20 protein-coding genes and 1 tRNA gene are annotated in these 23,802 nt (G+C 71.3%); 13 read left to right on the forward strand and 8 right to left on the reverse strand.

What is annotated here, in order from left to right; all coding sequences use genetic code 11:
- The first annotated feature begins 52 nt into the window (after positions 1-52).
- Positions 53-1,051 (forward strand): helix-turn-helix domain-containing protein, encoded by a 999-nt coding sequence (locus ACFRCG_RS16420; RefSeq protein ID WP_380032033.1) that lies wholly within the window; start codon positions 53-55, stop codon positions 1,049-1,051.
- Positions 1,052-1,153: 102 nt separating this feature from the next.
- On the opposite strand, the gene pknB is transcribed toward ACFRCG_RS16420, so the two are convergent.
- The 6 genes from pknB to ACFRCG_RS16450 form a co-directional block, all read right to left on the reverse strand.
- Positions 1,154-3,046, reverse strand: a complete 1,893-nt coding sequence (gene pknB / locus ACFRCG_RS16425) for a Stk1 family PASTA domain-containing Ser/Thr kinase (protein ID WP_380032035.1) — start codon at positions 3,044-3,046, stop codon at positions 1,154-1,156.
- 206 nt (positions 3,047-3,252) lie between these two features.
- The gene (locus ACFRCG_RS16430) at positions 3,253-4,776 is read right to left on the reverse strand and encodes a peptidoglycan D,D-transpeptidase FtsI family protein (RefSeq protein WP_380032037.1); all 1,524 of its coding nucleotides are present in this window, start codon (positions 4,774-4,776) and stop codon (positions 3,253-3,255) included.
- Positions 4,777-4,810: 34 nt separating this feature from the next.
- Positions 4,811-6,478, reverse strand: a complete 1,668-nt coding sequence (locus tag ACFRCG_RS16435) for an FtsW/RodA/SpoVE family cell cycle protein (protein ID WP_380032039.1) — start codon at positions 6,476-6,478, stop codon at positions 4,811-4,813.
- 10 nt (positions 6,479-6,488) lie between these two features.
- Positions 6,489-8,078 carry a protein phosphatase 2C domain-containing protein gene (locus ACFRCG_RS16440; RefSeq protein WP_380032041.1) on the reverse strand — a complete coding sequence of 530 codons (1,590 nt, stop codon included), beginning with the start codon at positions 8,076-8,078 and terminating at the stop codon, positions 6,489-6,491.
- A 5-nt stretch (positions 8,079-8,083) separates the two neighbouring features.
- Entirely contained in the window at positions 8,084-8,623 is a 540-nt protein-coding gene (locus ACFRCG_RS16445) for an FHA domain-containing protein (RefSeq protein ID WP_380032043.1), read from the reverse strand.
- Positions 8,624-8,633: 10 nt separating this feature from the next.
- Complete coding sequence (locus ACFRCG_RS16450; RefSeq protein WP_126640227.1) at positions 8,634-9,518, reverse strand: DUF3662 and FHA domain-containing protein; 885 nt, start codon at positions 9,516-9,518, stop codon at positions 8,634-8,636.
- Positions 9,519-9,905: 387 nt separating this feature from the next.
- On the opposite strand from ACFRCG_RS16450, the gene ACFRCG_RS16455 reads away from it, so the two are divergent.
- A tRNA-Leu gene (locus ACFRCG_RS16455) sits at positions 9,906-9,989 on the forward strand.
- A gap of 100 nt (positions 9,990-10,089) precedes the next feature.
- Positions 10,090-11,472 (forward strand): DUF2252 domain-containing protein, encoded by a 1,383-nt coding sequence (locus ACFRCG_RS16460; protein WP_380032045.1) that lies wholly within the window; start codon positions 10,090-10,092, stop codon positions 11,470-11,472.
- A gap of 327 nt (positions 11,473-11,799) precedes the next feature.
- Here ACFRCG_RS16460 and ACFRCG_RS16465 read toward each other — a convergent pair whose 3' ends face one another.
- Positions 11,800-12,387 carry a TetR/AcrR family transcriptional regulator gene (locus ACFRCG_RS16465; RefSeq protein WP_078976338.1) on the reverse strand — a complete coding sequence of 196 codons (588 nt, stop codon included), beginning with the start codon at positions 12,385-12,387 and terminating at the stop codon, positions 11,800-11,802.
- 182 nt (positions 12,388-12,569) lie between these two features.
- On the opposite strand from ACFRCG_RS16465, the gene ACFRCG_RS16470 reads away from it, so the two are divergent.
- Positions 12,570-13,376 carry a hypothetical protein gene (locus ACFRCG_RS16470; protein WP_380032047.1) on the forward strand — a complete coding sequence of 269 codons (807 nt, stop codon included), beginning with the start codon at positions 12,570-12,572 and terminating at the stop codon, positions 13,374-13,376.
- A 164-nt stretch (positions 13,377-13,540) separates the two neighbouring features.
- Entirely contained in the window at positions 13,541-13,873 is a 333-nt protein-coding gene (locus ACFRCG_RS16475) for a rhodanese-like domain-containing protein (protein ID WP_380003283.1), read from the forward strand.
- 42 nt (positions 13,874-13,915) lie between these two features.
- Here ACFRCG_RS16475 and ACFRCG_RS16480 read toward each other — a convergent pair whose 3' ends face one another.
- Positions 13,916-14,605, reverse strand: coding sequence for a PaaI family thioesterase (locus ACFRCG_RS16480; RefSeq protein ID WP_380032049.1), 690 nt, complete (start codon positions 14,603-14,605; stop codon positions 13,916-13,918).
- A gap of 162 nt (positions 14,606-14,767) precedes the next feature.
- Between ACFRCG_RS16480 and ACFRCG_RS16485 the strand changes: the two genes are divergently transcribed.
- The 8 genes from ACFRCG_RS16485 (at position 14,768) to ACFRCG_RS16520 (ending at position 23,685) form a co-directional block, all read left to right on the forward strand.
- Complete coding sequence (locus ACFRCG_RS16485) at positions 14,768-16,414, forward strand: AMP-binding protein (protein ID WP_380032051.1); 1,647 nt, start codon at positions 14,768-14,770, stop codon at positions 16,412-16,414.
- Positions 16,415-16,538: 124 nt separating this feature from the next.
- Positions 16,539-17,363, forward strand: a complete 825-nt coding sequence (locus ACFRCG_RS16490; RefSeq protein ID WP_380032053.1) for a DUF5819 family protein — start codon at positions 16,539-16,541, stop codon at positions 17,361-17,363.
- A complete protein-coding gene (locus ACFRCG_RS16495; RefSeq protein ID WP_380032055.1) occupies positions 17,350-18,645 on the forward strand; it encodes an HTTM domain-containing protein in 1,296 nt (431 codons plus the stop codon). Before ACFRCG_RS16490 ends, ACFRCG_RS16495 begins: the two co-directional genes overlap by 14 nt.
- Before the next feature lie 75 nt (positions 18,646-18,720).
- The gene (locus ACFRCG_RS16500; protein WP_380032057.1) at positions 18,721-19,467 is read left to right on the forward strand and encodes a TrmH family RNA methyltransferase; all 747 of its coding nucleotides are present in this window, start codon (positions 18,721-18,723) and stop codon (positions 19,465-19,467) included.
- Positions 19,464-20,330, forward strand: coding sequence for an NTP transferase domain-containing protein (locus ACFRCG_RS16505; protein ID WP_380032059.1), 867 nt, complete (start codon positions 19,464-19,466; stop codon positions 20,328-20,330). Before ACFRCG_RS16500 ends, ACFRCG_RS16505 begins: the two co-directional genes overlap by 4 nt.
- Positions 20,330-21,550: a molybdopterin molybdotransferase MoeA gene (locus ACFRCG_RS16510; protein WP_380032060.1), complete on the forward strand. Its 1,221-nt coding sequence runs from the start codon at positions 20,330-20,332 to the stop codon at positions 21,548-21,550. The genes ACFRCG_RS16505 and ACFRCG_RS16510 overlap by 1 nt, the downstream gene beginning before the upstream one ends.
- On the forward strand, positions 21,547-22,695 hold the full coding sequence (locus ACFRCG_RS16515) for a potassium channel family protein (RefSeq protein WP_380032062.1): 1,149 nt from the start codon (positions 21,547-21,549) through the stop codon (positions 22,693-22,695). Before ACFRCG_RS16510 ends, ACFRCG_RS16515 begins: the two co-directional genes overlap by 4 nt.
- A 9-nt stretch (positions 22,696-22,704) precedes the next feature.
- The gene (locus ACFRCG_RS16520; RefSeq protein ID WP_380003274.1) at positions 22,705-23,685 is read left to right on the forward strand and encodes an NAD(P)H-quinone oxidoreductase; all 981 of its coding nucleotides are present in this window, start codon (positions 22,705-22,707) and stop codon (positions 23,683-23,685) included.
- The last annotated feature ends 117 nt before the right edge of the window (positions 23,686-23,802 follow it).

Here is a 23,802-nt window from a genome sequence, read left to right on the forward strand (position 1 = left end):
TGCGAGAACCACACAGGCCCGATCCGCCCGGTGCCCGCGCATACTTGACCGCATGAACGGGGTGGAGCAGGGCGAGCGTACGACCGCCACCGAGCGGCGCACCGGGACGGCGGGCGCGCCCGCCGCGCACACCGACGACGAGGTCGAGGGCATCGGCGACGCCCGGCGCGCGCTGGGCGGATTCCTGCGGGCCCGCCGAGGCCGCGTCGCACCGGAGCACGTCGGACTCGTCGGCGGCCGGCGACGCCGGGTCCGCGGCCTGCGCCGCGAGGAGTTGGCCCAGCTCGCCGGGATCAGCGTCGACTACTACGTACGCCTCGAACAGGGTCGGGCCACCCAGCCCTCCCCCGAGGTGCTGGACGCACTCGCCCGGGCGCTCGGCCTCGACGCCGCCGAGCACCGGCACCTGATCACGCTGGCCGGTACGCGCCACGTCCCCGCGCCGACGGCCCGGGTCAGCCCGCTGATCCAGCAGATCCTGGACTCGCTGACCCGGCTCCCGGCCTTCGCCACGAACCACCGCCTGGACACGGTGGCCTGGAACGACCTGGGCGCCGAACTCGTCGGCGGCCTTGCCGATCCGAGCCGCCGCGACCGCAACAACGCCAGGTTCCTCTTCCTCGACCCCGCCTCCCGCCTCGTGTTCCCCGAGTGGGAGGAGCGGGCCGAGGACGCGGTGGGCCAGCTGCGGGTCTCGGCCGGGCGCTATCCCGACGATGCGGAACTGGCCACGCTGATCACCGAACTCTCCACCCACAGCGCCGATTTCCGGCGGATCTGGGCCACCGGCAAGGTGCTGGTCTGCGGCGCCGGCCACAAGAGCGTGCACCACCCGGCGGTCGGCTCGATGCACCTGGACTACGAAACCCTCCGAGTTCCCACCCCGACCGGCGACACCGCCCTGGAAATCCACGTCTTCCGCGCCCGCCCGAACACCCCGTCCGCAACCGCCCTGTCCCACCTGGCCACACTCGCCACCCGGGCAACCACCCCCGACCTCGCCCCCGCCGATGCACGGCACCGGACGCCGCGGAGCCCGACGGGAGATTGAAGACACGCCCCAGGCCCTGCTCGCCCCCCGCGCGCCGGCCGGAAAAGGCCGAGGCCCCGGGAGGTTTGGCTCTCGGGGCCTCGGTGTGGTGGTGCCTGCGGGTCAGTTCGGCCAGTTGCCGTGGCCGCCTCTGAGGTCGCCGCCGCCTATGAGCGCGCCGTTGCCGCCCTGGTTGTTGCCGGACGGGGGCGGGCTGCTGGTGCCCGTGCTGCCGCCCGGGGTGCCCGTGGCCGGAGGTGCCGTGGTGGCCGGGGTCGGGCCCTTGGAGACGGTGAGGTTGATGGTGCCGCCCTCATTGATCTTCGAGCCCGCGGTCTCGCTCTGCTTGAACACCTGGCCGGCCGGCTTCTCCGTCGTGTACTGGTCGGAGGACTTGGTGACCTTGAACCCGAGGTTCTCCAGCTTGGCCTTGGCGTCGTCGTAGCTGAGGCCGATCACCTGCGGCACCTGCACCTGGGTCTTGCCGGAGAAGATGTTCAGGGTGACCTTGTCGCCCTCGTTCAGCTCGGCACCCGCGTCGGGGCTGGTCGAGCAGACGGTGTCCCGGGTGCAGTTGGTCAGCGTCTGGCTGCGCACGGGGTCGGCCACCAGGTTGGCGTCCTTGAGCCTCTTGGTCGCGTCCTCTTCGGTGGCGCCCTTGAGGCCCGGCGGGACGGTGGTCTTCTTCGGGCCGCCGAAGGCCCAGACCTGGATGGTGTCGCCCTTCTTGGCGCTCCCTCCGGCCGGCGGGGTCTGCTTGCAGATGGTCCCCTTGGTCCCGGTGGCGTCCTTGGGGCACTGCGACGGGTCGTCGTTCATGTTGATCTTGAACCCGGCGTTGTCCACCGCCTTGGTGGCTTCCTCCAGGGTCTTGCCGGTAAGGGTGGGCACCCCCGCCGACTTGTCCTCGCCGTCGCCCATCAGGGTCTTGCCGATGAAGAAGGCGGCGACCAGGACCGCTACGCAGGCCAGCGCCAGCAGGATCCAGGCGCCGCCCCGGGACTTCCTCGGCTCGTCCCGGCGGCGGTCGTTGTCGTCGAGCTCGTACTGCCCCGTGGCCGGACCCTGGCCGTGCGCCGGGATGACCTGGGTCGCCCCGCCCGCCGTCGGCGGCAGGTATTGCGTCGCCGGGTCGGCCCCCATCGGCGCGGCCATCACGCTCGGCGCCCCCACCGGCAGGCCGTGCAGCGCCCGCTCGATGTCGGCGCGCATCTCGTCGGCGCTCTGGTACCGGTTGTCCGGGTTCTTCGCCAGCGACTTGAGCACGATCGAGTCGATGGTCGGCGAGACCTCGGGGTCGAACGTGCTCGGCGGCAGCGGGTCCTCGCGGACGTGCTGATAGGCCACCGCGACCGGGGAGTCGCCGATGAACGGCGGACGTTCGGTCAGCAGCTCGTAGAGCAGGCAGCCGGTGGAGTAGAGGTCGGTCCGGGCGTCCACGGTCTCGCCGCGGGCCTGTTCCGGCGACAGGTACTGCGCGGTGCCGATCACGGCCGCGGTCTGCGTCATGGTCATGCCGTTGTCGGCCATGGACCGCGCGATGCCGAAGTCCATCACCTTGACCGTGCCCTGCCGCGTCAGCATGACGTTGGCGGGCTTGATGTCGCGGTGGATGATGCCGTTGCGGTGGCTGTACTCCAGCGCCTGGAGCACGCCGGCGGTCATCTCCAGGGCCCGTTCCGGCAGCAGCCGGCGGCCCGAGTGCAACAACTCGCGCAGCGTCGAGCCGTCCACGTACTCCATCACGATGTACGGGATCGAGATCCCGTCGATGTAGTCCTCGCCGGTGTCGTAGACCGCGACGATCGCCGGGTGGTTCAACGAGGCGGCCGACTGCGCCTCGCGGCGGAACCGGGCCTGGAACGTTGGGTCACGGGCGAGATCGGCGCGCAGTGTCTTGACCGCCACACTGCGTCCCAGACGAATGTCACGGCCCATGTACACCTCGGCCATGCCACCACGGCCGAGGACCGCGCCGATCTCGTACCGGTCGCCGAGGCGACGCGGCTCTTCCATAACTTCCAGCCCTTCCCTTACCGGTCCACGGCCTTCGGTCTTCGGCCGGCCGGTACCGCGGCGATTGCCCCAACGGTCCGGCGCGTTCTCCGACACGGTACCGGTGCGGCGGCCCGGCGGGCCGTCACACCCGAGCCACGAGGGCACGTCGATATCTGATTGCAGTAGTGCTCGGAGTGACTATCGGGGTGATCGTGTGCCATGGCTCACTTCTTGACCACGGCTTCCATGATTGCCTTGGCGATGGGCCCGGCGAGGCCGCTGCCGCTGATCTCGTTGCGCTCGGCGTCGCTGTCCTCCACCACGACCGCTACGGCGACCTTCTTGCCGTCGGCACCCTTGGCGTAGGAGACGAACCAGGCGTAGGGGTTCTTGTTGTTGTTCTCGCCGTGCTGTGCGGTGCCGGTCTTGCCGCCGACGGTGACCCCGGGAATCTGGGCGCTCTTGCCGGTGCCGTTGTCCACCACGCCCTTCATCATGTCCTGGAGCATCTGTGCGACCTCGGGGGTGATGGCCTCACCGGCCACCTGCGGCTGGGTCTTCTCGAGCACCGAGAGGTTCTGCGCCCGCAACTCGTCGACGACGTAGGGCTTCATCACCTTGCCGTTGTTCGCGATGCCCGCGACGACCATGGCCATCTGCAGGGGCGTCGCGGCCACGCTGTCCTGGCCGATCGACGAGCGCATCAGCTGGCCCTGGTCCAATCCGGAGGGGAACACGCTCATCGCCGCCCGGCTCGGGATGTCCAGCGGGTTTTGGCTGCCCTTACCGAAGTTGTTGAAGCCGAAGGCGTCGGCCTGCGCCTTCACCTTCTCCTGGGTGATCTGCTGACCGACGCTGGCGAACACCGTGTTGCAGGACAGCTCCAGGGCCTTCTGGAGCGAAGCGTTCGTGCATTCCGCGGGGTGCGAGTCGGGCAGGAATTGGTTGGAGTTCGGGTAGAAGAGCTTGCCGCCGCTCAGCGGGACGCTCGGCACGGTGTCGGGCTTGAACTGGCCCGTGGACAGCGCTGCCGCGGCGGTGATCAGCTTGAAGGTCGAGCCGGGGGCGTAGGTGTAGCGCAGCGCCCGGTTGTCCATCGGCATCTTCGGATCGAAGTTCGTGTCCGGAGTCTTGCGCTTCTTGTTCGTGTCCAGGGTGAGCCCGTCGTACGCCTTCGCGACCGCGTTGCGGTCGTTCTGGGCCAGCACGTTCGGGTCGTAGGACGGCGTGCTGACCATGGCCAGCACCTTGCCGGTGTCCGGGTCGATCGCGACCGCCGCGCCGGTCTTGTCCTTGAGGCCGTTGTACGCGGCCTCCTGCGCCTTGGCGTTGATCGTCAGCGCGACGTTGCCGCCCCGGGTGCCCTTGTTGGTCACCGTGTCCAGCACCTTGCGCACGAACAGCCGGCTGTCCTTGCCGCTGAGGATGTCGTCGTCGATGCTCTCCAGCAGGTTCTTGCCGACGAACGGCGAGATGAAGCCGGTGACCGGCGCGTACATCGGGCCGAACTCGTACTTGCGCAGGAACTCGTACTGCTTGTCGTCGGTCTTGACCGAGCTGGTGATCGGCTTGCCCTCGACGAGGAAGTCGCCGCGCGGGTGCGAGTACTTCTCGTAGATCGCCCGCTTGTTGTAGCTGTTGTTCGCGTAGTCGTCGGCCTTGACGACCTGGACCCAGTTGGCCCGCAGCATCAGTGCCGCGACCAGGATCAGGCAGAAGACGGAGACCCGCCTCAACGGCTTGTTCACGGTGTTTCCCTCCCCTGGACGTGCGTTGCGGCGGTCACGGGTTCGGCCCGCCGGAGCCGCCCTGGCCCGGTGGGCCGAACGGGGCTCCGCCGCCGGGGTGCGGCGGGGGCACGAATGGTCTCGGTGGTGTTCCGGAGCCGCCCGGAGGCGGGGTACCGGGGCCGCCGGGGGCGCTGGGCACCCCGCCCGCCACGGTCAGCGCCTCGGGATCGGGAGCGGACGAACCGTCGGCGGGCGTCGCGTTCGGCGGCGGGGTGGTGCCGCCGGCCGGTGTGCCGTCGCGGCCCGAGGCGTGCGAGCCACGCCGGGGGGCCACTCCCGCGCCCGGGTCGAAGGTTCCGGCGGGCGGCGCGGGGCGGCGGGCGGTGTCGCTGATCCGGATCAGGATCGCCACCAGCGCCCAGTTGGTGATCACGGACGAGCCGCCCTGGGCCAGGAAGGGCATCGTCATACCGGTGAGCGGGATCAGGCCGGTGACGCCGCCCGCGACCACGAAGACCTGGAGCGCGATGGTGACCGACAGGCCGGCCGCGAGCAGCTTGCCGAACGGGTCGCGCGCGGCGAGCGAGGTACGCAGACCACGCTCGATCAGCAGCGCGTACACCATGAAGATGGCCATCATCCCGGCCAGGCCCAACTCCTCGCCGACCGTGGTCAGGATGAAGTCGCTGCGCGCGGCGAAGCCGATCTCGGTCGGGTGGCCCTGGTTGAGGCCGGTGCCGAGCAGGCCGCCGGTGCCGTAGCCGAACAGGGCCTGGGCCAGCTGCTCGGACTGCACCGATCCGCTGCCGTTGTAGGCGGCCAGCGGATCCAGCCAGGCCGCCACGCGGTCGTGCACGTGCGGTTCGAGCGTGCCGACCACGACCGCGCCGCCGACGGCCATGAACAGGCCGAACAGCAGCCAACTCGTGCGCTCGGTGGCCACGTAGAGCATGACCACGAACAGGCCGAAGAACAGCAGCGAGGTGCCGAGGTCGCGCTCGAACACCAGGATCAGGATGCTCAACAGCCAGACCACCACGATCGGGCCCATGTCCCGACCGCGCGGGAAGTACAGCCCCATCACCTTGCGGCTGGCCAGCGCGAGCGCGTCGCGCTTGGCCATCAGGTAGCCCGCGAAGAAGACCGTCAGCACGATCTTGGTGAACTCGCCGGGCTGGAAGTTGAACGGGCCGAGCCGGATCCAGATCTTCGCGCCGTACATGTCGCCCGGGAACGGGATCGGCGACACGAGCAGGACCAGCGCGAGCGCCATGAACGTGTACGTGTAGCGCTGGAGCAGCCGGTGGTCCTTCAAAAGCACCACGATGCCCACGAACAGCCCGATGCCGATCGCCGAGTACATCAGCTGCGAACCGGCCGCCGCGGTGCCGTGCCTGCCGCCCAGACCGATGCCCTTGACGATGTCCAGGTCGAGCCGATTGATGAACATCAGGCCCATGCCGTTGAGGAACGTGGCCAACGGCAGCAGCAGCGGGTCGGCGTACGGCGCGAACTTGCGGACCAGCAGGTGCGCGATTCCCGCGAAGACGCCGAGGCCGAAGCCGTACTTGATCAGGCTGCCCATGGGCAGTGACCCGTCCCCCGCCAGTCCCACGTTGGCGTAGGCCAGCATCGGCACCAGGACCGCGAATCCGAGCATCATCAACTCGGTGTTGCGGCGATTCGGTGCGGCTTGGGGGGTGATCGTCGTGTTGCTCACGGCGCTCCCCTCAGTTCGTTCCGGCGGTTCCGGCCGGTCGCGGATAACACTGCTTGGCCAGCTCGGCCTCTTCGGCGCTCAGCCCCGCCCCGGGTGCCTCCGGTGTCGCCGCCGGTGGTGTCGTACTCGGTGGTGCCGAACTCGCCGGGGCAGTCGGGCTCGTGGTCGTGCTGCCCTTGCTTCGACCGCCCGACTCGGTGGGCGGCGCGGTCGAACTCCGGTTGCTGCGCGAGGCCGTGGTCGAGGTGTGCTTGGCGGCCGGCAGGTTGGTCTGCAGCGCCACCGGGAGGCCCTGGACCTGCTGGGGGAACGTGTCCACGCTGCCCGCCGGCTGGGCGCCCGGGTTGCCGGGAGCCTCGGTCTTCTTCATGTCCTGCGCCGAGTACGACCTGCGGCACACGTCGGCCTGGCGCTTGAGCCGGTCGATGGTGTGCCGTGCGTCGCTCAGGCTCGTCGCGTCGAGCGTGCTGTTGACCGCGTCCCGATTGGGCTGACCGATCAGGGACAGCTTCACCTCGTCGTAACTCTGGTACGTGCTCGCGAGGTTGATGCCCAGGATCTTCGAGTCGATCCCCCGGTAGATCGCTACGTGGTCTCCTTTGTCGGCCACGAAGTATTGCGTCTGGGTCCAGTAGTAGGCGCCGCCGAGCGCCGCCACCAGCACCGCGACGCCGCCCCAGATGGGCAGCGTCTTGCGCAGGGTGGACTTGGGCTTGGGCTTGCGCCGGCTGCCCGGTTCGGAGACCAGGGCCTCGGTCTCGTACTCGCCGGCGGTCAGCTCCCGGGCCCGGGAGGCCGGGGTGGTCGGCAGCGTCGTGGTGTCGTCCACCACGGCCGCGACCGCCCCCACCACGATCGGGCTGTCGGAGGGCTGGTCGGAGGGGTCGACCACGTCCGCGACGATGCAGGTGATGTTGTCCGGGCCGCCCCCGCGCAGCGCGAGCTGGATCAGCTCCTGGACCGCGTCGTTCGGATTGCCGTAGGTGAGGAGGGTGGTCTCCATCGTTTCCCGGCTGACCACCCCCGACAGGCCGTCGCTGCAGATCAGGTAGCGATCGCCCGGCCGGGCCTCGCGCACCGACAGGTCCGGCTCGACGTGGCCGCGCCCGTCCAGCGCGCGCATCAGCAGCGAGCGCTGCGGATGGTGGTCGGCCTCCTCCTCGGTGATCCGACCCTCGTCGACCAGGCGCTGCACCCAGGTGTGGTCCTGGGTGATCTGCTCCAGGGCGCCGTCGCGCAGGAGGTAGGCACGGGAGTCGCCGATGTGGGCGAGGCCGAGTCGGCTCCCGGTCCACAACAGCGCGGTCAACGTGGTCCCCATGCCCTCGAGCTGGGGATCGTCGTCGACCATCACACGCAGTCGGTCGTTGGCGCGATCGACCGCCGAACGCAGCGCGTCGAGCAGGTCGGCCCCGGGCACGTCCTCGTCGAGTTCGACGATGGTGGACAGGACTTCGGAGCTGGCGACTTCGCCCGCTGCCTGCCCGCCCATGCCGTCGGCGACCGCGAGCAGGCGAGGACCGGCATACCCGGAGTCCTCGTTGCCTTCTCGGATCATGCCCTTGTGGGATCCGGCGGCGAAGCGGAGAGAGAGGCTCATTCAGGCTACCTGCGCAGCTCGATAACGGTCTTGCCGATGCGGATCGGCGCACCGAGCGGCACGGGGGTCGGACCGGTCAGGCGCGTACGGTCCAGGTAGGTACCGTTCGTCGACCCGAGGTCTTCGACCACCCAGCTGCCGTCGGGCGCAGGGTAGATGCGGGCGTGCCGACTCGACGCGTAGTCGTCGTCGAGCACGATGGTCGAGTCGTGCGCCCGGCCGATGGTGATCTGCTGATCCGTCAGATTTATCGTCGTGCCGGTCAGCGAGCCTTCGGTGATCACCAGTTTGCTCGGGTTGTTGTTGCGCTGGCCGCGGCGGGGCCGGGCCTGCTGCCGCTGCGGAGGCGGGGCCGGCTGCGCCTGCGGAGGCGGAGTGGCACCTCCTCCGGCTGCGGCCAGCGCGGCGGTTCTGCGCCGCGTGGGTCGTTGGGTCACGCGTGTGCCGAAGAGGTCGCTACGGATCACCTGTACGGCGACGATCACGAACAACCACAGCACAGCGAGGAAACCCAACCGCATAACGGTGAGGGTCAGCTCAGACATGCGCCCGTTGTCACCCCTCGGCTTGGCGGAACACGACAGTGGTGCTGCCGAGCACGATGCGCGATCCGTCCCGCAGGCCGGCACGTTGGCAGTGCTGGCCGTCGACGACGATCCCGTTGGTCGAACCGAGGTCCGTGATCGACGCCGGGGCGCCTACGCGGATCTCGGCGTGGTGCCGCGAAACGCTCGGATCGTCGACGCGAACTTCCACATCGGTGCTGCGGCCCAACTTCACGACCGGGGCGGTGAGCTCGTGACGCACCCCGTTGACCTCCAGCCAGGTACGCAGCCGTGGTGCCGGCGGCGGAGTCTGACCGTAGCCGGCCTGCTCCCCCGGCTGTGGCCGGGGCGGCGTTCCCGGGGTCCCGGGCGGGCCGAAGGGCGGTGGTGCGGGCACCCCGGGCGGGGGTGGCCCGCCGGGTCGACCGTATCCATAACCCTGTGGCGGCTGCTCGGGTTGCGGCCCCCCGCCCGGGAAGGGCGATGCCTGTGGGGGCTGCTGCTGGTCCAGATGGGACTGGCTGCCCGCGAGTGCCTGACTGCGCACCCGGTACAGACCCGTGTCCAGATCGTCGGCATGTTCGAAGTGGACCTCGACGGGGCCGATGAACGAGTAGCGCTGCTGTTGCGCGTAGTCGCGCACCACGGTCGCCAGCTCACCGCCGAGTTGCTGCACGTACGGGCTCAGGCGCTCATAGTCGTGTTGTCCGAGCTCGACGACGAAGTCGTTCGGGACCATGGTGCGGTCTCGGTTCCAGATCGTCGCGTTGTTGTCGCACTCGCGCTTGAGGGCGCTGGCGATCTCGACGGGCTGGACATCGGACTTGAACGCCTTGGCGAAGGCGCCGTTGACCAGGCCCTCGAGCCGTTGCTCGAACTTCTTCAGGGGACCCACGGGCACCTCCTTCCGTACGCGATCGGCCGGTCCGGTCCTACAGTCTGCTCACTGATCGTATCCACGCGTGGGAAACGGGCGCGGTTCCCTACCGTGGCCACTGTAAGGAGTGTTGGCTTTCACAGGGATTCCTACACCCTGTCGACCCCTCGGTGGCTCGCTTGCAGTAGTTGTGCCGCGACCGTGTGCGTGGCCCGGGTCGAAGCCCGTTCACCGTACGGTGCAGGGCAAGCATGCCGGAGAGGCGGGGGTCGTGGGGATCCCGGTACGGAAAGATGAACCGTTGGTTGCTCTGAGTGGCCATACGGGTGCTCATGGTGTGAGCCATGGGGGTCGCGGGTAAGGATTCGTAATGGGCCTCGGGCCCGTGCTAATCTTTGATTGCTCGCGCGGGTGGCGGAATAGGCAGACGCGCTGGATTCAGGTTCCAGTGCCCGAAAGGGCGTGGGGGTTCAACTCCCCCCTCGCGCACCGAGCAAAGGCCCCAGGTCATCGACCTGGGGCCTTTTCGTATGTCGGGCCGTGTGTCGTGCATGGCCGGCCGTGGGCTGCGTCCGGGGAGGATCGGTACATGTCGGGGACTTCGGTGGGGCGGGAATTCATCGTTCCGGGTTTTCGGGACAGGTCGGATGTCGCGTCCAAGGCGCTGGGCAAGGGCCTGCGCGAGCGGGTGTCGCGGTCCGCGCACGCGGCGTTCGAGCCGGCGGTGGATCGGCCGGACGTGGTGGAGAGCGTCGAGCGCTCCAACGTCGGGCGGCTCGAACACCTGGTGCCGTTGCGGATCGGGCGGATGGCGGCCTCGCCGTTCGCGTTCCTGCGCGGGGCGGCCGGGTTGATGGCGGCGGATCTGGCGGCGGAGCCGGTGACGGGGCTGACCGCACAGATATGCGGTGACGCGCACGCGGCGAACTTCGGGGTGTTCGGTACGGCCGAGGGTCGGCTCGTGATGGACCTCAACGACTTCGACGAGACCGTGCAGGGACCGTGGGAGTGGGACCTCAAGCGGCTGGTGGCCTCGCTCGTGGTGGCGGGTCGGGTCGGCGGGCTCGACGAGGACGCGTGTCACACGGCCGCCTACGACGCCGCCGCGTCGTATCGCAAGACGATGGCGCTGCTCGCCGGGATGCCCGTGCTCCAGGCCTGGAACGCGATCGCCGACGACTCGCTGGTGGCGCACGCGGACGCGGACGAGTTGTCCGGGCTGCTGGCGCAGGTCACCGCGAAAGCGCGGCGCAACACCAGCGCGCGGTTCGCGGCCAAGTCGACCGCGCGGCGCTCCGACGGCACCTGGCACTTCGTGCCCGATCCGCCGGTGCTCACCGCGGTGGACGACGACCTCGCCCGCGCGGTGGCGGGCGGCCTGGAGAGCTACGTGGACACCCTCTCCACCGAGCGGCGGCCGCTGTTGGCCCGGTTCGCGGTGGAGGACGTGGCGTTTCGGGTGGTCGGCACCGGCAGCGTCGGTACCCGGGCCTATGTGGTGCTGCTCCTGGGCAACGGCGACGAGCCGCTGGTGTTGCAGGTGAAGGAGGCCCGCCCGTCGGCGCTGGCGCCGTATCTGCCGCCCACCCGGGTCGAGCACGAGGGGCGTCGGGTGGTGGTCGGGCAGAAGTGGATGCAGGCCGGCACCGACGCGCTGCTCGGCTGGACCTCGATAGACGGGCGCGACTTCATGGTGCGGCGGTTCCGCAATATGAAGGGCAGCATCGACGCGACGCTGCTGGCCGCGCACGAGATAGACGACTACGCGCGGATGACCGGCGCGCTGCTGGCCCGGGCGCACAGCCACTCGGTGGACCCGCAGGTGTCGGCCGGTTACTGCGGCAAGAACGACCGGCTGGAGGACGCGTTCGCGCGGTTCGCGGTGCGGTACGCGGATCGTACGGAGGCCGACCACGAACAACTGCTCGCCGCGGTGCGGTCGGGACGGCTGCCGGCCGAGACCGGGGTCTGACCGGGACGACTCCGGTCGATTCCGGGGTGGAGCCCCGGGGTGCGGACGACCCGGGTCGATTCCCTCGTGCGCGTTGCCGCGCACGAGGGCTTCGTGTCGTGGACCGGCCGGCGGGGTGTTCCGGCGCGGTCGCCGCTTCCGGGCGGGGCGGCGGGGGACGGGGTGTGCGGGCGGCGGGGGCATGGGGTGTGCCGGCCGCCGCGCGTGCGGGGTGCCCGGGGGAGGGCGGACCCCGGCCGTGCCTTCCTTCGAGGAGAGCGCGCCGGAAGGACGGCACGTTCGTGGGCATGCCGGATGAAGGGTGGACCCTTCATCCGGCCGTGCGCACTATGACTGCTTCATCGACGCGATGGACGCTCGCGTGAACTCGATGAGGTGCTTGCGCCGGTTCGCCCGGGCCTCCTCGGACTCCGAGTCGGCCCCGAGCAGTACCCGCGACATCTGCGGCATCGTCTGTTGCCAGGCGGCGACGCCGATGAGCGAGTAGAGCAGCTGGGCGACGTCGGGCGAGGGCTTCACGCCGAGGTGATCGGCGAACTCCTGAAGTTTCGCGGCGTAGCTCGTGACTCGCCGCTCCTCGTCCGGGACCGGGTCGTGCCCGTAGTACAACGCCTCCCACACCAGCAGCCGGAGCAATTCCGGGCGGGCGCAGTAGAAGTCGTACACCTGGGCGATGTACTCGGCCGGGTCGTCGTTGGGCATCGTGACGACCGTGTTGAGCTCCTGGAGCGACTCCGTCAGCACGTGCTGGAAGAGCTGCTCCTTGTTCCCGAAGTACGCGTAGATGCGCTCCTTGTTCACCCCGGCGCGCAGGGCGATGCGGTCGACGCGGGCGCCGGCGATGCCGTGCTCGGCGAACTCCGCGCGTGCGGCGTCGAGAAGTTTGGCTCGGGTGCGTGCGGTGTCGGGCGGCATGGCTGGATCTTATCCCCTCTAGCCAACTGCTTTGTTGGATCGACTGGCCAGGGACGGCCTGACCATGCTGCCCTACCACATAGGCTGCTGGGGGGTGTTGCGAGTGATTTGATCTTCAAAGTCCGGCAGAGGTGCCCGCCGGCCGGTGTCGCGCGGGAACAGAACAGCACACAAGGGACGTGATGGACGAGGTCAGCGCGCCGACCCCCTGGTCGGACCCCGAAATCGCCGAGTTGGAGCGACAGGTCGCCGCCGAGGAGACCGCGTTGCTCGACGACGAAGTGGATGTGACGACCCTTCAGGTCGAGCTGGACAACCTGGCGATCGTGCACCACCGCCGGCTCGGTCCGCTCTACGAGCGGCTGGACGAGTTGGACGCCTTGATCGCGGAGGCGATCGCGGCGCACACCGGCGATCCCGCGGACATCCGGCGTGCGGTCGAATTGCGTGGTGTGGTCACGGACATGCCGGACTTGGACTCGCTTTTGGGTGCCCTCGACGGCGCGCCCGGCGCGGAGGGCGGTTCGGCCGAGGAATCGATGCCGGTGCCGGAGGTGCACCGGGTCAGCCCCGGCGCCGAGGCGCGCAAGCTCTTTCGCGAGCTGGCCCGCCGGGCGCACCCGGACCTGGTCCAGGACCCGGAGGAGAAGCAGCGCCGGGGTGCCTTCATCGCCCGGGTGAACGCCGCGTACGCGCGCGGCGACGTGAGCGAGTTGCTGGCGTTGGGTACGGAATGGGCCACGTCCCCGGAGGGCGCGAGCGGTCCGGGCACCGAGGGCCGGGGGCAGTGGTTGCGCAGCCGGCTGGCCTGGCTCACCCATCGCCGCACCGAGCTGGCCGGGCTGCGCGAGGAGCTGATGGCGGGTGCGATGGGGCAGCTGCTCCAGCTCGCCCCCGACGATCCGGACGGCCTGCTCGAACATCTGGCCGACCAGCTCCTGCACGACATCGCGGAGAAGGAGAAGGTGCTCGGCACACTGGTGCCGTGATCGGCCGCCGCGGCCGGTGCCCGGGCCGCCCCCGCCCGCGCGTGTGTCGGGGGTGACGAGCGGGCGGTTCGCCTGTTCGGTGCACCTGTGCGCGGGCCGATGACCGACAATGTGCGATGAGCGCGGCCGGACGGGTTCCGGACGCCCGACCTCCCGGAGATCCGATGCACCTGTCGCCCCCGCCGGCCGTGGCCGCCGCCGCGGTTCCCGACGACGCCTTCGTACTGGACGTACGGGAGGCGTACGAGTGGGACGCCGGTCACGTGGCCGGCGCCCGGCACATCCCGATGAACACGCTGCTCGACCGGATCGACGAGGTGCCGCACGACACCCGGGTGTACGTGATGTGCCGGGTCGGCGGCCGGTCCGCGCAGGTCACCCACTATCTGGGCCAACAGGGCTGGGACGCGGTCAACGTGGACGGCGGGATGCTCGCCTGGGAGGCCGCGGGGCGGCCGATGGTGAGCGAGACCGAGGCGGCTCCGGCGGTGGTCTGAGGCCCGCCGCGCCGCCCCCTCCGCTCGGGATCGTCGTTCGGCTCAGGACCGCCGTTCCGCGATGAACACCGCGGTCGCCTCGGCGGTCACCTCCCCGTCGGCGCGGATCTCACCGGTCGCGAAGCTCTTGCGTCCTTCGCGGCCGGTCCAGCGCCCGGTCAGCTCCAGCGGTACGTCGTAGGGCGTCGCCCGGCGGTAGCGGATGTCGAGGCCGGCGGTCAGCCCCGGCGCCCCGGCCGCGGACGCGGCCACCCCGAGCAGCTGGTCCAGGACCACCGCCACGATGCCGCCGTGCGCGCGGGCGGGCGGGCCGCCGTGTGCCGCGGTCAGCGTGCATCGGGCGTGGATCTCCACCGACGCGGGCTCCGCCGTCGGGTCGGGCCTGGGGGTGACCTCGGCGAACACCAGTCGGGGTGCCTGCGGGTTGAGCCGTCCCGAGCCCATCTGGGTCAGATGTTCCAGCCTGCCGTCCGGATACCGGATCAGCGAGACCGCCTGCGGGCGGCGGGCCGCGCCGAGCAGCGCGGTCAACTCGGCGATCCGCCCGGCCGCGTCCGCGCGTACCGCCGCGTCCACGTCGGTCCACACCACCGCCTCGACCAGATCCCGCACCCGGTCCGCGAGGTCGAGCGCCTCCGGGGTCACGCTCTCCGGTCCGGGCAGGGTGCCGGCCATCAGTTCGGCGAGGGCGGTGGCCGAGGCCGGCGGCAGCGGCCTGGTGTTCGAGTTCATGCCCGTCCCTTCGTGACACTTCGCTGGAACCTGCCGAGAATGCCCATCCTTCGTGACGCGGTTCTTGATCTTGCCAAGAATGCGGGCCAAGAATGTGACGGTGCATCAGATCTAACGGTCTATCAGACCCGGCGCGGCCGGATCGCGGTGAGGGAGTGCGGCATGGTGACGATCGCGGAGCTCGTACATCGCCAATGGGGCGACGAGCGGACCGGACTGCACTTCGAGGACCTGACCTGGACGCACGACCGGATCGCCCGCGACGCCGCCGCCCGGGCCGCACTGCTCGCCGATCTGCTGCCGCGCGGGGTCGAGCCGCACGTGGGGGTCCTGCTCGACAACGTGCCCGAATTCCCGCTCTGGTTGTCCGCCGCGGCGGTGGCGGGCGCCACTCTCGTGGGAGTGAACTCGACGCGCCGCGGCGCGGAGTTGGCGCGCGACATCACCCACGCCGAATGCGCCGTCCTGGTCACCGAGCGGGCGCACCTGCCGCTGCTGGACGGATTGGACCTGGGCATCGCGGCGCAGCGCGTCCTGGTGGTCGACGACCCCGGCTACGCCGACCTGCTGCGGCCGTACGCGGACGCCGCGCTGCCCACCCTGACCGTCGAGCCGTCGGATCGGCTGCTGATCGTGTTCACCTCCGGATCCACCGGCGCGCCCAAGGGGGTCATCTGCTCGCAGGGCCGGTTGGCCGGCGCGGGCACCGCGCTGACCGCGCAGTTCGGCTTCGGCCCGGACGACGTCAACTACGTGTGCATGCCGATGTTCCACGGCAACGCGCTGATGGCGAACTGGGCGCCGGCGCTGCGCGCGGGCGGCGCGGTCGCGCTGCGCCGCCGGTTCTCCGCGTCGGCGTTCCTGCCCGACATCCGCCGCTACGGCGCGTCCTACTTCACCTACGTCGGGCGCGCGATCTCGTATCTGCTGGCCACTCCGGAGCGGCCCGACGACCGGGACAACCCGCTGCGCGCCGGGTTCGGCACCGAGGCGGGCGCGGTGGACATGGCGCGCTTCGAGGCGCGCTTCGGATGCGCGCTGACCGAGGGATACGGCTCCTCGGAGGGCGGGATGAGCGTCAACCGGCGGCCCGGGACGCCCCCGGGCGCGGTCGGTCCGTGCCCGGAGCACGCCGCGGTGCTCGATCCGGCGACCGGCGAGGAGTGCGCGCGGGCCGAGTTCGACGCGGCGGGTCGGCTGGTCAACGGGGACGCCGCGATCGGCGAGCTGGTCAACACCGGGCGCAGCGGGTTCGAGGGCTACTGGCGCAACGAGCAGGCGTCGGCGGCCCGGTCCCGGGACGGCCGCTACTGGACGGGCGACCACTTCTACCGGGACGCGGCCGGGTACCTGTACTTCGCCGCGCGCGCGGACGACAAGCTCCGGGTGGACGGGGAGAACCTGGCGGTGGCCACGATCGAGGGCATCCTCGCCCGCCACGCGCCGTTCGAGGTGGTGGTCGTGTACGGGGTGCCGGACCCGGTGACCGGGGACCTGGTGATGGCGGCCGTGCAGGTGCGCGAGGGGGCGGCCTTCGATCCCGGGGAGTTCGCCGCGTTCATCGCCGAACAGCCGGACCTGGGCACCAAGATGGCGCCGACGTTCGTGCGGGTGGTGGACACCGTGCCGACCACCGCGACCAACAAGGTGCACAAGGTCGGATTGCGCCGCGAGGGATTTCGCACGGCGGACGAGGTGTGGTGGCGTCCCGAGCGCGAGGGGGCGTATCGCCCGCTCGACGACACCGGGCGGCAGGAACTGATCGGGCGCTACCGCGCGCACGGGCGGGAGCACGTGCTGGACCTGTGAACCGCGCTCGCGGAAGCCGTCGGGAACGGGTGGTCGGCGGTGGTTTCGGTACGCCCCGCCGACCGGACCCGGTAGCGTGCCGGGCGCACGGGTCCGGATCGGACCCATCGACCACGGGAGAGGCATGCAGTCGCCTGACGACGCGGTGCCCGGGCAACCGGTGGATCGGTCGAAGCCGGTAGTCGAGTCCGGGGCGGCGGCGGTGGGTACCGCGACCGGCGGACCGACGACTGATTCGGGTCCGGCACCCGGCACACCATCGCCCGCCGTCCGCATCCCGGAACAGGCGGGGGAGCGTTCCCCCGTCGACGTGCCGACCGATACGGCGGTGCCCGCCGACGAGCGCCGGTCGACCGCGGTGCGCTCGGTCACGGCGGCGTTCGCCGTCCTGGCGATCCTGGTGACCCTCGTCCACGTCTTCTTCGTGTTCCTGCACGTGGCGCCGAGCAACGCGCTGAGCCAGGAGTACCAGAAGGAGACCGGCACCTGGGTCTACCCCTACTTCGAGCAGAACTGGGCGCTGTTCGCGCCCAATCCGATGTCGGAGAACTTCCGCGTGCAGGCACAGTCGCGGGTGCGCGGTCCGGACGGCCGGGTCGTCGAGTCGGACTGGTCCGACCTGACCCTGGACGACCTGAACCACATCCGGGGCAACCCGTATCCGAGCAAGGCCGACCAGAACATGATCCGGCGCGCCTGGTCCAGCTACTCCGACAGCCACGACGCCAAGGACGAGTCGGCGATCGGCAGCCGCGGCCCGCTGACCCAGCGCTACCTGCGCCGGATCGTGGTGCACCGCTTCCAGGACGCGGGCCTGAACCGCTCGCTGGAGTCCGTCCGGATCAGGGTCGCGACCACGGCGATCGGCAAGCCCGACGCGAGCCCCAAGCCGACGACCTCGTACCGCACGCTCGGCTGGTGGGAGACGAAGCCCGATGACTTCCGGTGAGGTGCGGCCGCCCGGCGCGGCGAGCCCGTGGCGCCGCGTGGAGGACGCCGTCGGCCGCGCGCTGGTCGGCGCCCTGGACGCGGTCGGTACACGTACCTTCGCGGTGCACCAGGCGGCACTGCTGCGGATCGGCTACGGCCTGGTGTTCCTGGTCAGCCTGCTGCGCGAATACCTGAACCGGCGGGAGATCTGGGGCGATCAGTCGGCCTGGTCGCCGGACATGGCCCGGGAGTTGCTGAACGGCATCCAGGGCGTGAGCCTGCTGCTCGAAAGCGACTCGCGCTGGTGGTTCGAGGGCGTCTACCTGGCCGCGATCGTGGTCAGCGCGCTGTTCGTGCTCGGCTGGCACACCCGGGCGACGAGCATCCTGTTCGCCGTCATGGTGGTGTCGTTCAACAGCCGCTCCATCCTGATGACCGACGGCGGCGACACCGTGTTGTTGCTGATGTCGATCTACCTCGCCTTCACCGCCTGCGGTCGGGTGTGGTCGCTGGACGCCCGTCGGGCCCGGCGCACCGGGGTGCGCCCCGGCACCGGTCCCGGGCACGAGGTCGGGGTGCTCGTCGGGCTGATCGCCATGGTCGTGCTCGGCACCACCTGCCGGGGCGCATCGTGGGCCATGCACCCCAAGTTCTCCTTCGCGTTCGTGTGCCAATGGATCTGGCTCCCCGGGATCCTCGTGGTCTTCGGCGCGCTGTGGCGCCTGCCGCGCGAGGTGGAGCAGGTCCGGGCCGGCGTGGTCACCGCGGTGCACAACTGCGCGTTGTTCGTGATCGCCGCCGAGGTGTGCTTCATCTACGGCGCGGCCGGCCTCTACAAGGTGCAGGGCTCGTACTGGCAGGACGGCACGGCGATGCACTACGTGCTGAACCTGGAGTACTTCGCGCCCTGGCCCGGGGTCAGCCACACGCTCGCCGCGAACACCGAGATGGGCGTCGTGCTGGCCTACCTCACGGTGTTCATCCAGGTCGGCTTCGTCTTCATGCTGTTCGCCAAGCGGGTCAAGTACGTCGCGATCGTGATCCTGCTCGGCATGCACTTCGGCATCGCCGTCCTGCTCGGCCTGCCCGCGTTCTCCGCGTCGATGTCGGTGGGCGACGCGCTGTTCCTGCCCACCGCGTTCCTGATCTGGACCCGCTCGCGGGTGCTCGGGCGGCTCACGGCCCGGCTGCGGCGCGGGCCCGCCGCGCCGGCGAAGGCGCCGGCCGATCCCCGGCCGCCGGCCGTGCCGCCCGCGTCCGACGGGCCCGCGGGGTTGTCGCCGACCGCGAGTCGGGCCTGATCCAGGCACCCGCCCCCGTCCCGATCCGCGCCACGCCGGTCGGGGCGGGGGCGGGTCGCGTTCTAGGCTGCTGCCATGGACCCCCACGACGTCGATGCCCGGGTGCGCCGGTCGGCCGCGGCGCCCGGGACGGTGCTGCTCGACGGCTTCCACGCGGTCAAGCACGCACTGCGGTTCGGCGCGGAGGTCTCCCTGGTGGTGACCGCCGACCGGGCCGCGGTCCGCGCGCTCGCCGACGAACTCGCGGCCGACGTGGGCGAACACCTGGACGAGACGGCGATCGAGGTACCGGAAGCGCTGTTGCGCGAACTGGTCCCACGCGGCAGCCCCACCGGGGTGCTCGCGTTCGCCCGGCGTCCCGAACCGGCGCCCCCGGGCGGGCGCGCCGCGCCCGTCGTGCTCCTGGAGAACCCGCGCAACCTGGGCAACGTCGGGGCCGTGATCCGGCTGGCCGCCGGGTTCGGCGCCGCCGCCGTGCTGACCACCGGCGACCTCGACCCGTGGCATCCGCACGTGATCCGGGGCAGCGCTGGGCTGCACTTCGCCACCGAGGTCGCCCGGGTCGGCCTCGACGAGCTGCCCGACGGGCCGCTGTTCGTGCTCGACCCCGAGGGCGACGACCTGCGGGCCACCGACATCCCCGACGACGCGGTCCTCGCCTTCGGCACCGAACGACACGGCGTCTCCGCGGCCTTGCGCGGGCGGGCGGATCGACGCGTGGCCATCCCGATGCGGCCCAAGGTCTCCAGCTACAATCTGGCCACCAGCGTCGGGATGGCCCTCTTCCGCTGGTCCTGCACCTCCGCGAACGCGCCGGCATGAGCGGCCACGACGCCATCGTGCTCGCCGGCGGCGCGGCCCGGCGGCTGGCCGGCGCGGACAAGCCGGGCCTGCTCGTGGCCGGTGTCCCGCTGCTCGACCGGGTGCTCGCCGCGGCGACCGGCGCCGAGCGCACCATCGTGGTGGGCCCGCGCCGGCCGACCCGCCGCGAGGTGGTGTGGGTGCGCGAGGACCCGCCCGGCGGCGGCCCGGTGGCCGCGCTCGCCGCGGCGCTGCCGGTCGTGCGGGCCGACGCGGTGGTCCTGCTCGCGGCCGATCTGCCGTTCCTGTCCGCCGCGTTGCTCGACCGCCTGCTGGCCGCGCTCGGCCCCGACCGGGGGCCGGACGCGCCGGCCGGTGTGGTCGCGGTCGACGCCGACGGGCGCGACCAGTACCTGCTCGCCGCCTACCGCACCGCCGCGCTGCGCGCCGCGCTGGCCGGGCTGAGCGAGCCCGCCGGGGCGGCGCTGCGCCGGGTGGTCGGCCCGCTGGCGACGCGCCGGATCCAGGCCGGTCCCGACGCCGCCTTCGACTGCGACACCTGGGCGGATGTGCGCGACGCGAGAGCACGGTCGGGGAGGATGGACACAGCCCCGAAGAGGAGAGAGATGACTGGCCTGGACGAGTGGACCGAAGCGGTCAAGCAGGAACTGGGCATCGAGTTGGACGTGGACATCGCGGCGCTGCTCGACATGACCCGGGTGGCGGCGCACAACGTGCAACGACCCGCCGCGCCGCTCACCTCCTTCCTGGTCGGATACGCCGCGGCCATGCGCGGCGGCGGCGCCGACGCGGTGGCCGAGGCGTTGCGGCAGGCGCGCGAACTCGCCGAGCGTCGGGGCCCCGACGCCGAACCGGACGCCTGATGGTCCCTCGGGAGAGCCGGACCGTGCCGCGCCCCGAACCGCACGCGCCGGTGCCGTCGGCGCTCGGCTGGCCGGAGGCCCGGGCAACCGCGCGCGCGGCCGGGCGACCGCTGCCCGCGGTCTCGCGCACCCTGCACCACGCGCGCGATCACGTGCTGGCCCGGCCCATCGTCGCGCTCACCGACCTGCCCTCCTTCGACACCTCCGCGATGGACGGCTGGGCGGTCGCCGGTCCCGGGCCGTGGCGGGTGCGCGGCCGGTTGCTCGCGGGCGACCCGGGCGGGGAGATCGGGGTGATGCGCGACGGGGACGCGGTGGAGATCGCCACCGGCGCGCGGGTGCCGCACGGGGCCACCGCCGTGCTGCGCAGCGAGCAGAGCCGGGTCGAGGGCCGCACGCTCTTCGCCGACGCGCACATCCAGCAGGGCACCGACATCCGCGCGTGCGGGCAGGAGTGCCGACGCGGCGACGAACTGCTGCCGGCGGGCACCACGGTCACCCCCGGGGTGACCGGCCTGGCCGCCGCTTCCGGCTACGACGAACTGGTCGTGGTGGACCGGCCGCGGGTGGAACTGCTGGTGCTCGGTGACGAGTTGCTGGACTCCGGACTGCCTCGTGAGGGCCGGATCCGGGACGCGCTGGGCCCGCTGATCACGCCGTGGTTGCGCACCCTGGGCGCCGATCTGCTGCGGGTGCGCCGGGTCGGGGACAACCCGGACACGCTGCGCGCCCACGTGAGCGGGTCGCGGGCCGACGTGGTGATCACCACCGGCGGTACCGCCGACGGGCCGCGTGACCACGTGCACGGGCTGCTCGCCGAGTTGGCCGCGGACATCCTCGTGGACGGCGTCGCGGTCCGCCCCGGGCATCCGATGTTGCTCGCCCACCTGCCCGGCGAACGCCCCGGCGCCGGGCGGTATCTGGTCGGCCTGCCGGGCAATCCGCTGGCCGCGGTCGCCGGCATGCTCACCCTCGCGGTGCCGCTGCTGCGCCGCTTGTCCGGGCGGCCCGAACCGCGCCCGCGCCGGATCCGGTCCGGCGCCGACATCGCCGGCCACCCGCACGACACCCGCCTGGTGCCGATGCGCGGGGATCGGCCGCTGGCCTTCGCCGGACCGGCGATGTTGCGCGGGCTCGCGGTCGCCGACCGGATCGCGGTGGTGCCGCCGGGCGGGGTGCGCGCGGGCGATCCGGTCGAGGTGCTGGCGGCGCCCCGGTGAGGACGGTGCGTGTTCCCGACGACCGCCCGGCCGATCGGCGCGGGCCCCGCGGCGCGCTGACCCGGCCGCTGCCGAAGCTGCGCAAGCGACACGAGGGGCCGGCGGGCCTGGCCGGTCAGGCGGGGGCGAGCGTACACATCCCCAAGGACCGACCCGGGCCGTTGGCGCAGGTGTTGCGCCGATTCGGGATGGCGCTGCTGGTGCTGGCGTTGACGATCCTGATCGTCTACGCCGACAGCGACGGCTATCGCGACACGGTGGACGAGCACGTCTCGTTCCTCGACGCGGTGTACTACGCGACGGTCACCCTCTCCACCACCGGCTACGGCGACATCACCCCCGCGAGCGACGGCGCCCGCCTGGTGAACGTGGTGCTGATCACCCCGCTGCGGGTGGTCTTCCTGATCATCCTGGTCGGCACCACCCTGGAGGTGCTCACCGAGCGCACCCGGGAGCAGTTGCGGCTCAACCGTTGGAGGTCCACGTTGCGCGACCACACCATCCTGGTCGGCTACGGCACGACGGGATACAGCGCGGTGCACACCCTGATGGCGCAGGGCGTCTCGCGCGAGAACATCGTCGTGGTCGACTCCGACCCCGAGGCGGTCGCCGAGGCGAGCGACGACGACAGGCTCGTGGTGGTCTCCGGCGACGCGACCCGGGCGGAGGTGCTGCGCCGGGCCGAGGTCGAGCGGGCGCGGAACATCATCGTGTCGGTCAACCGGGACGACACCGCGGCCCTGGTCACACTGACCGCACGGCAGTTGAACCGGCGCGCGTGGATCGTGGTCGCCGTGCGCGAGGACGAGAACGCGCCGCTGATCCGACAGAGCGGCGCCGATTCGGTGGTCACCACCGCCAGCGCCGCGGGCCGGCTGCTCGGGGTCTCCATGCTCAGCCCGAACGTGGGCGAGGTGATGGAGGACCTGATGCACTACGGCGAGGGCATGGACCTGGTCGAACGGCCGCTCGAAAAGCACGAGAAGGGCAGGTCGCCGGGCGAGTGCGGGGATCTGGTGGTGGCGGTGGTGCGCGGACACCGCACGCTGCGGCACGACGATCCGGAGGCGGCGGTGCTCGGCGCGGGTGACCGACTCGTGGTGATCAAGACCCATAAGCCCCGTCCCAGGCCGGGTGACTCATAGGCTGGAGACATGTACGCCATCACGATTGCCGAGCCGGGCGGACCCGAGGTACTGACCTGGGGCGAGGTCCCGGACGAGAAACCCGAACCCGGCGAGGTTTTGGTGGAGGTGGCCGCCACGGCGGTCAACCGGGCCGACCTGATGCAGCGACAGGGGTTCTACCGGCCGCCGCCGGGCGCCTCCGAATACCCCGGTCTGGAGGCGTCGGGCCGGATCGTCGAGGTCGGCGCGGGTGTGTCCGGCTGGGCCGTCGGCGACGAGGTGTGCGCGCTGCTCGCGGGCGGCGGCTACGCCGAGCGGGTGCGGGTGCCCACCGGCCAACTGCTCCCGGTGCCCGAGGGGGTGGACCTGATCTCGGCGGCGGCGCTGCCCGAGGTGGTCTGTACGGTCTGGTCGAACGTGTTCATGGTGGCCCACCTGCGCAAGGGCGAGAACTTCCTGGTGCACGGCGGATCGAGCGGCATCGGCACGATGGCGATCCAACTGGCCAAGGTGGCCGGCGCGCGCATCCTGACCACCGCCGGATCGGCCGCCAAGCTGGAGCGCTGCCGCGAGTTGGGTGCCGACGTGACCATCGACTACCGCGGCGAGGACTTCGTGGCCCGGGTCGCGGAGGCAACCGGCGGCGCCGGGGTCGACGTGATCCTGGACAACATGGGCGCGAAGTACCTCGACCGCAACGTGGACGCGCTCGCGGTGAACGGGCGACTCGTGGTGATCGGGCTCCAGGGCGGCACCCGGGGTGAGTTGGACCTCAACAAGCTGCTGATGAAGCGTGCCGCGGTGGCCGCGACCTCGTTGCGGGCCCGGCCGATCGCGGAGAAGTCGGCGATCGTGGCGGCGGTGCGCGAGCACGTGTGGCCGCTGGTGGCGGCCGGCCGGGTCGTGCCGATCGTGGACCGGGTGATGCCGGTGGCCGAGGCGGCCGACGCGCACCGTGTGCTGGAGGAGAGCGGACACATCGGCAAGGTCGTACTGCGGGTGCGCTGACGGGAGCGTGCCGGGGGTGGGCGCACCTGCCGCCGGACGAATGAAAATCGGATGACCGGATTGGTGCGGCGTATGTCGCTGGATGGGTCTTTTGTCGATTTTCCCTAATCTGACGAC

Source organism: Embleya sp. NPDC056575 (assembly GCF_042793325.1).
In the GTDB taxonomy this organism is placed as follows: domain Bacteria; phylum Actinomycetota; class Actinomycetes; order Streptomycetales; family Streptomycetaceae; genus Embleya.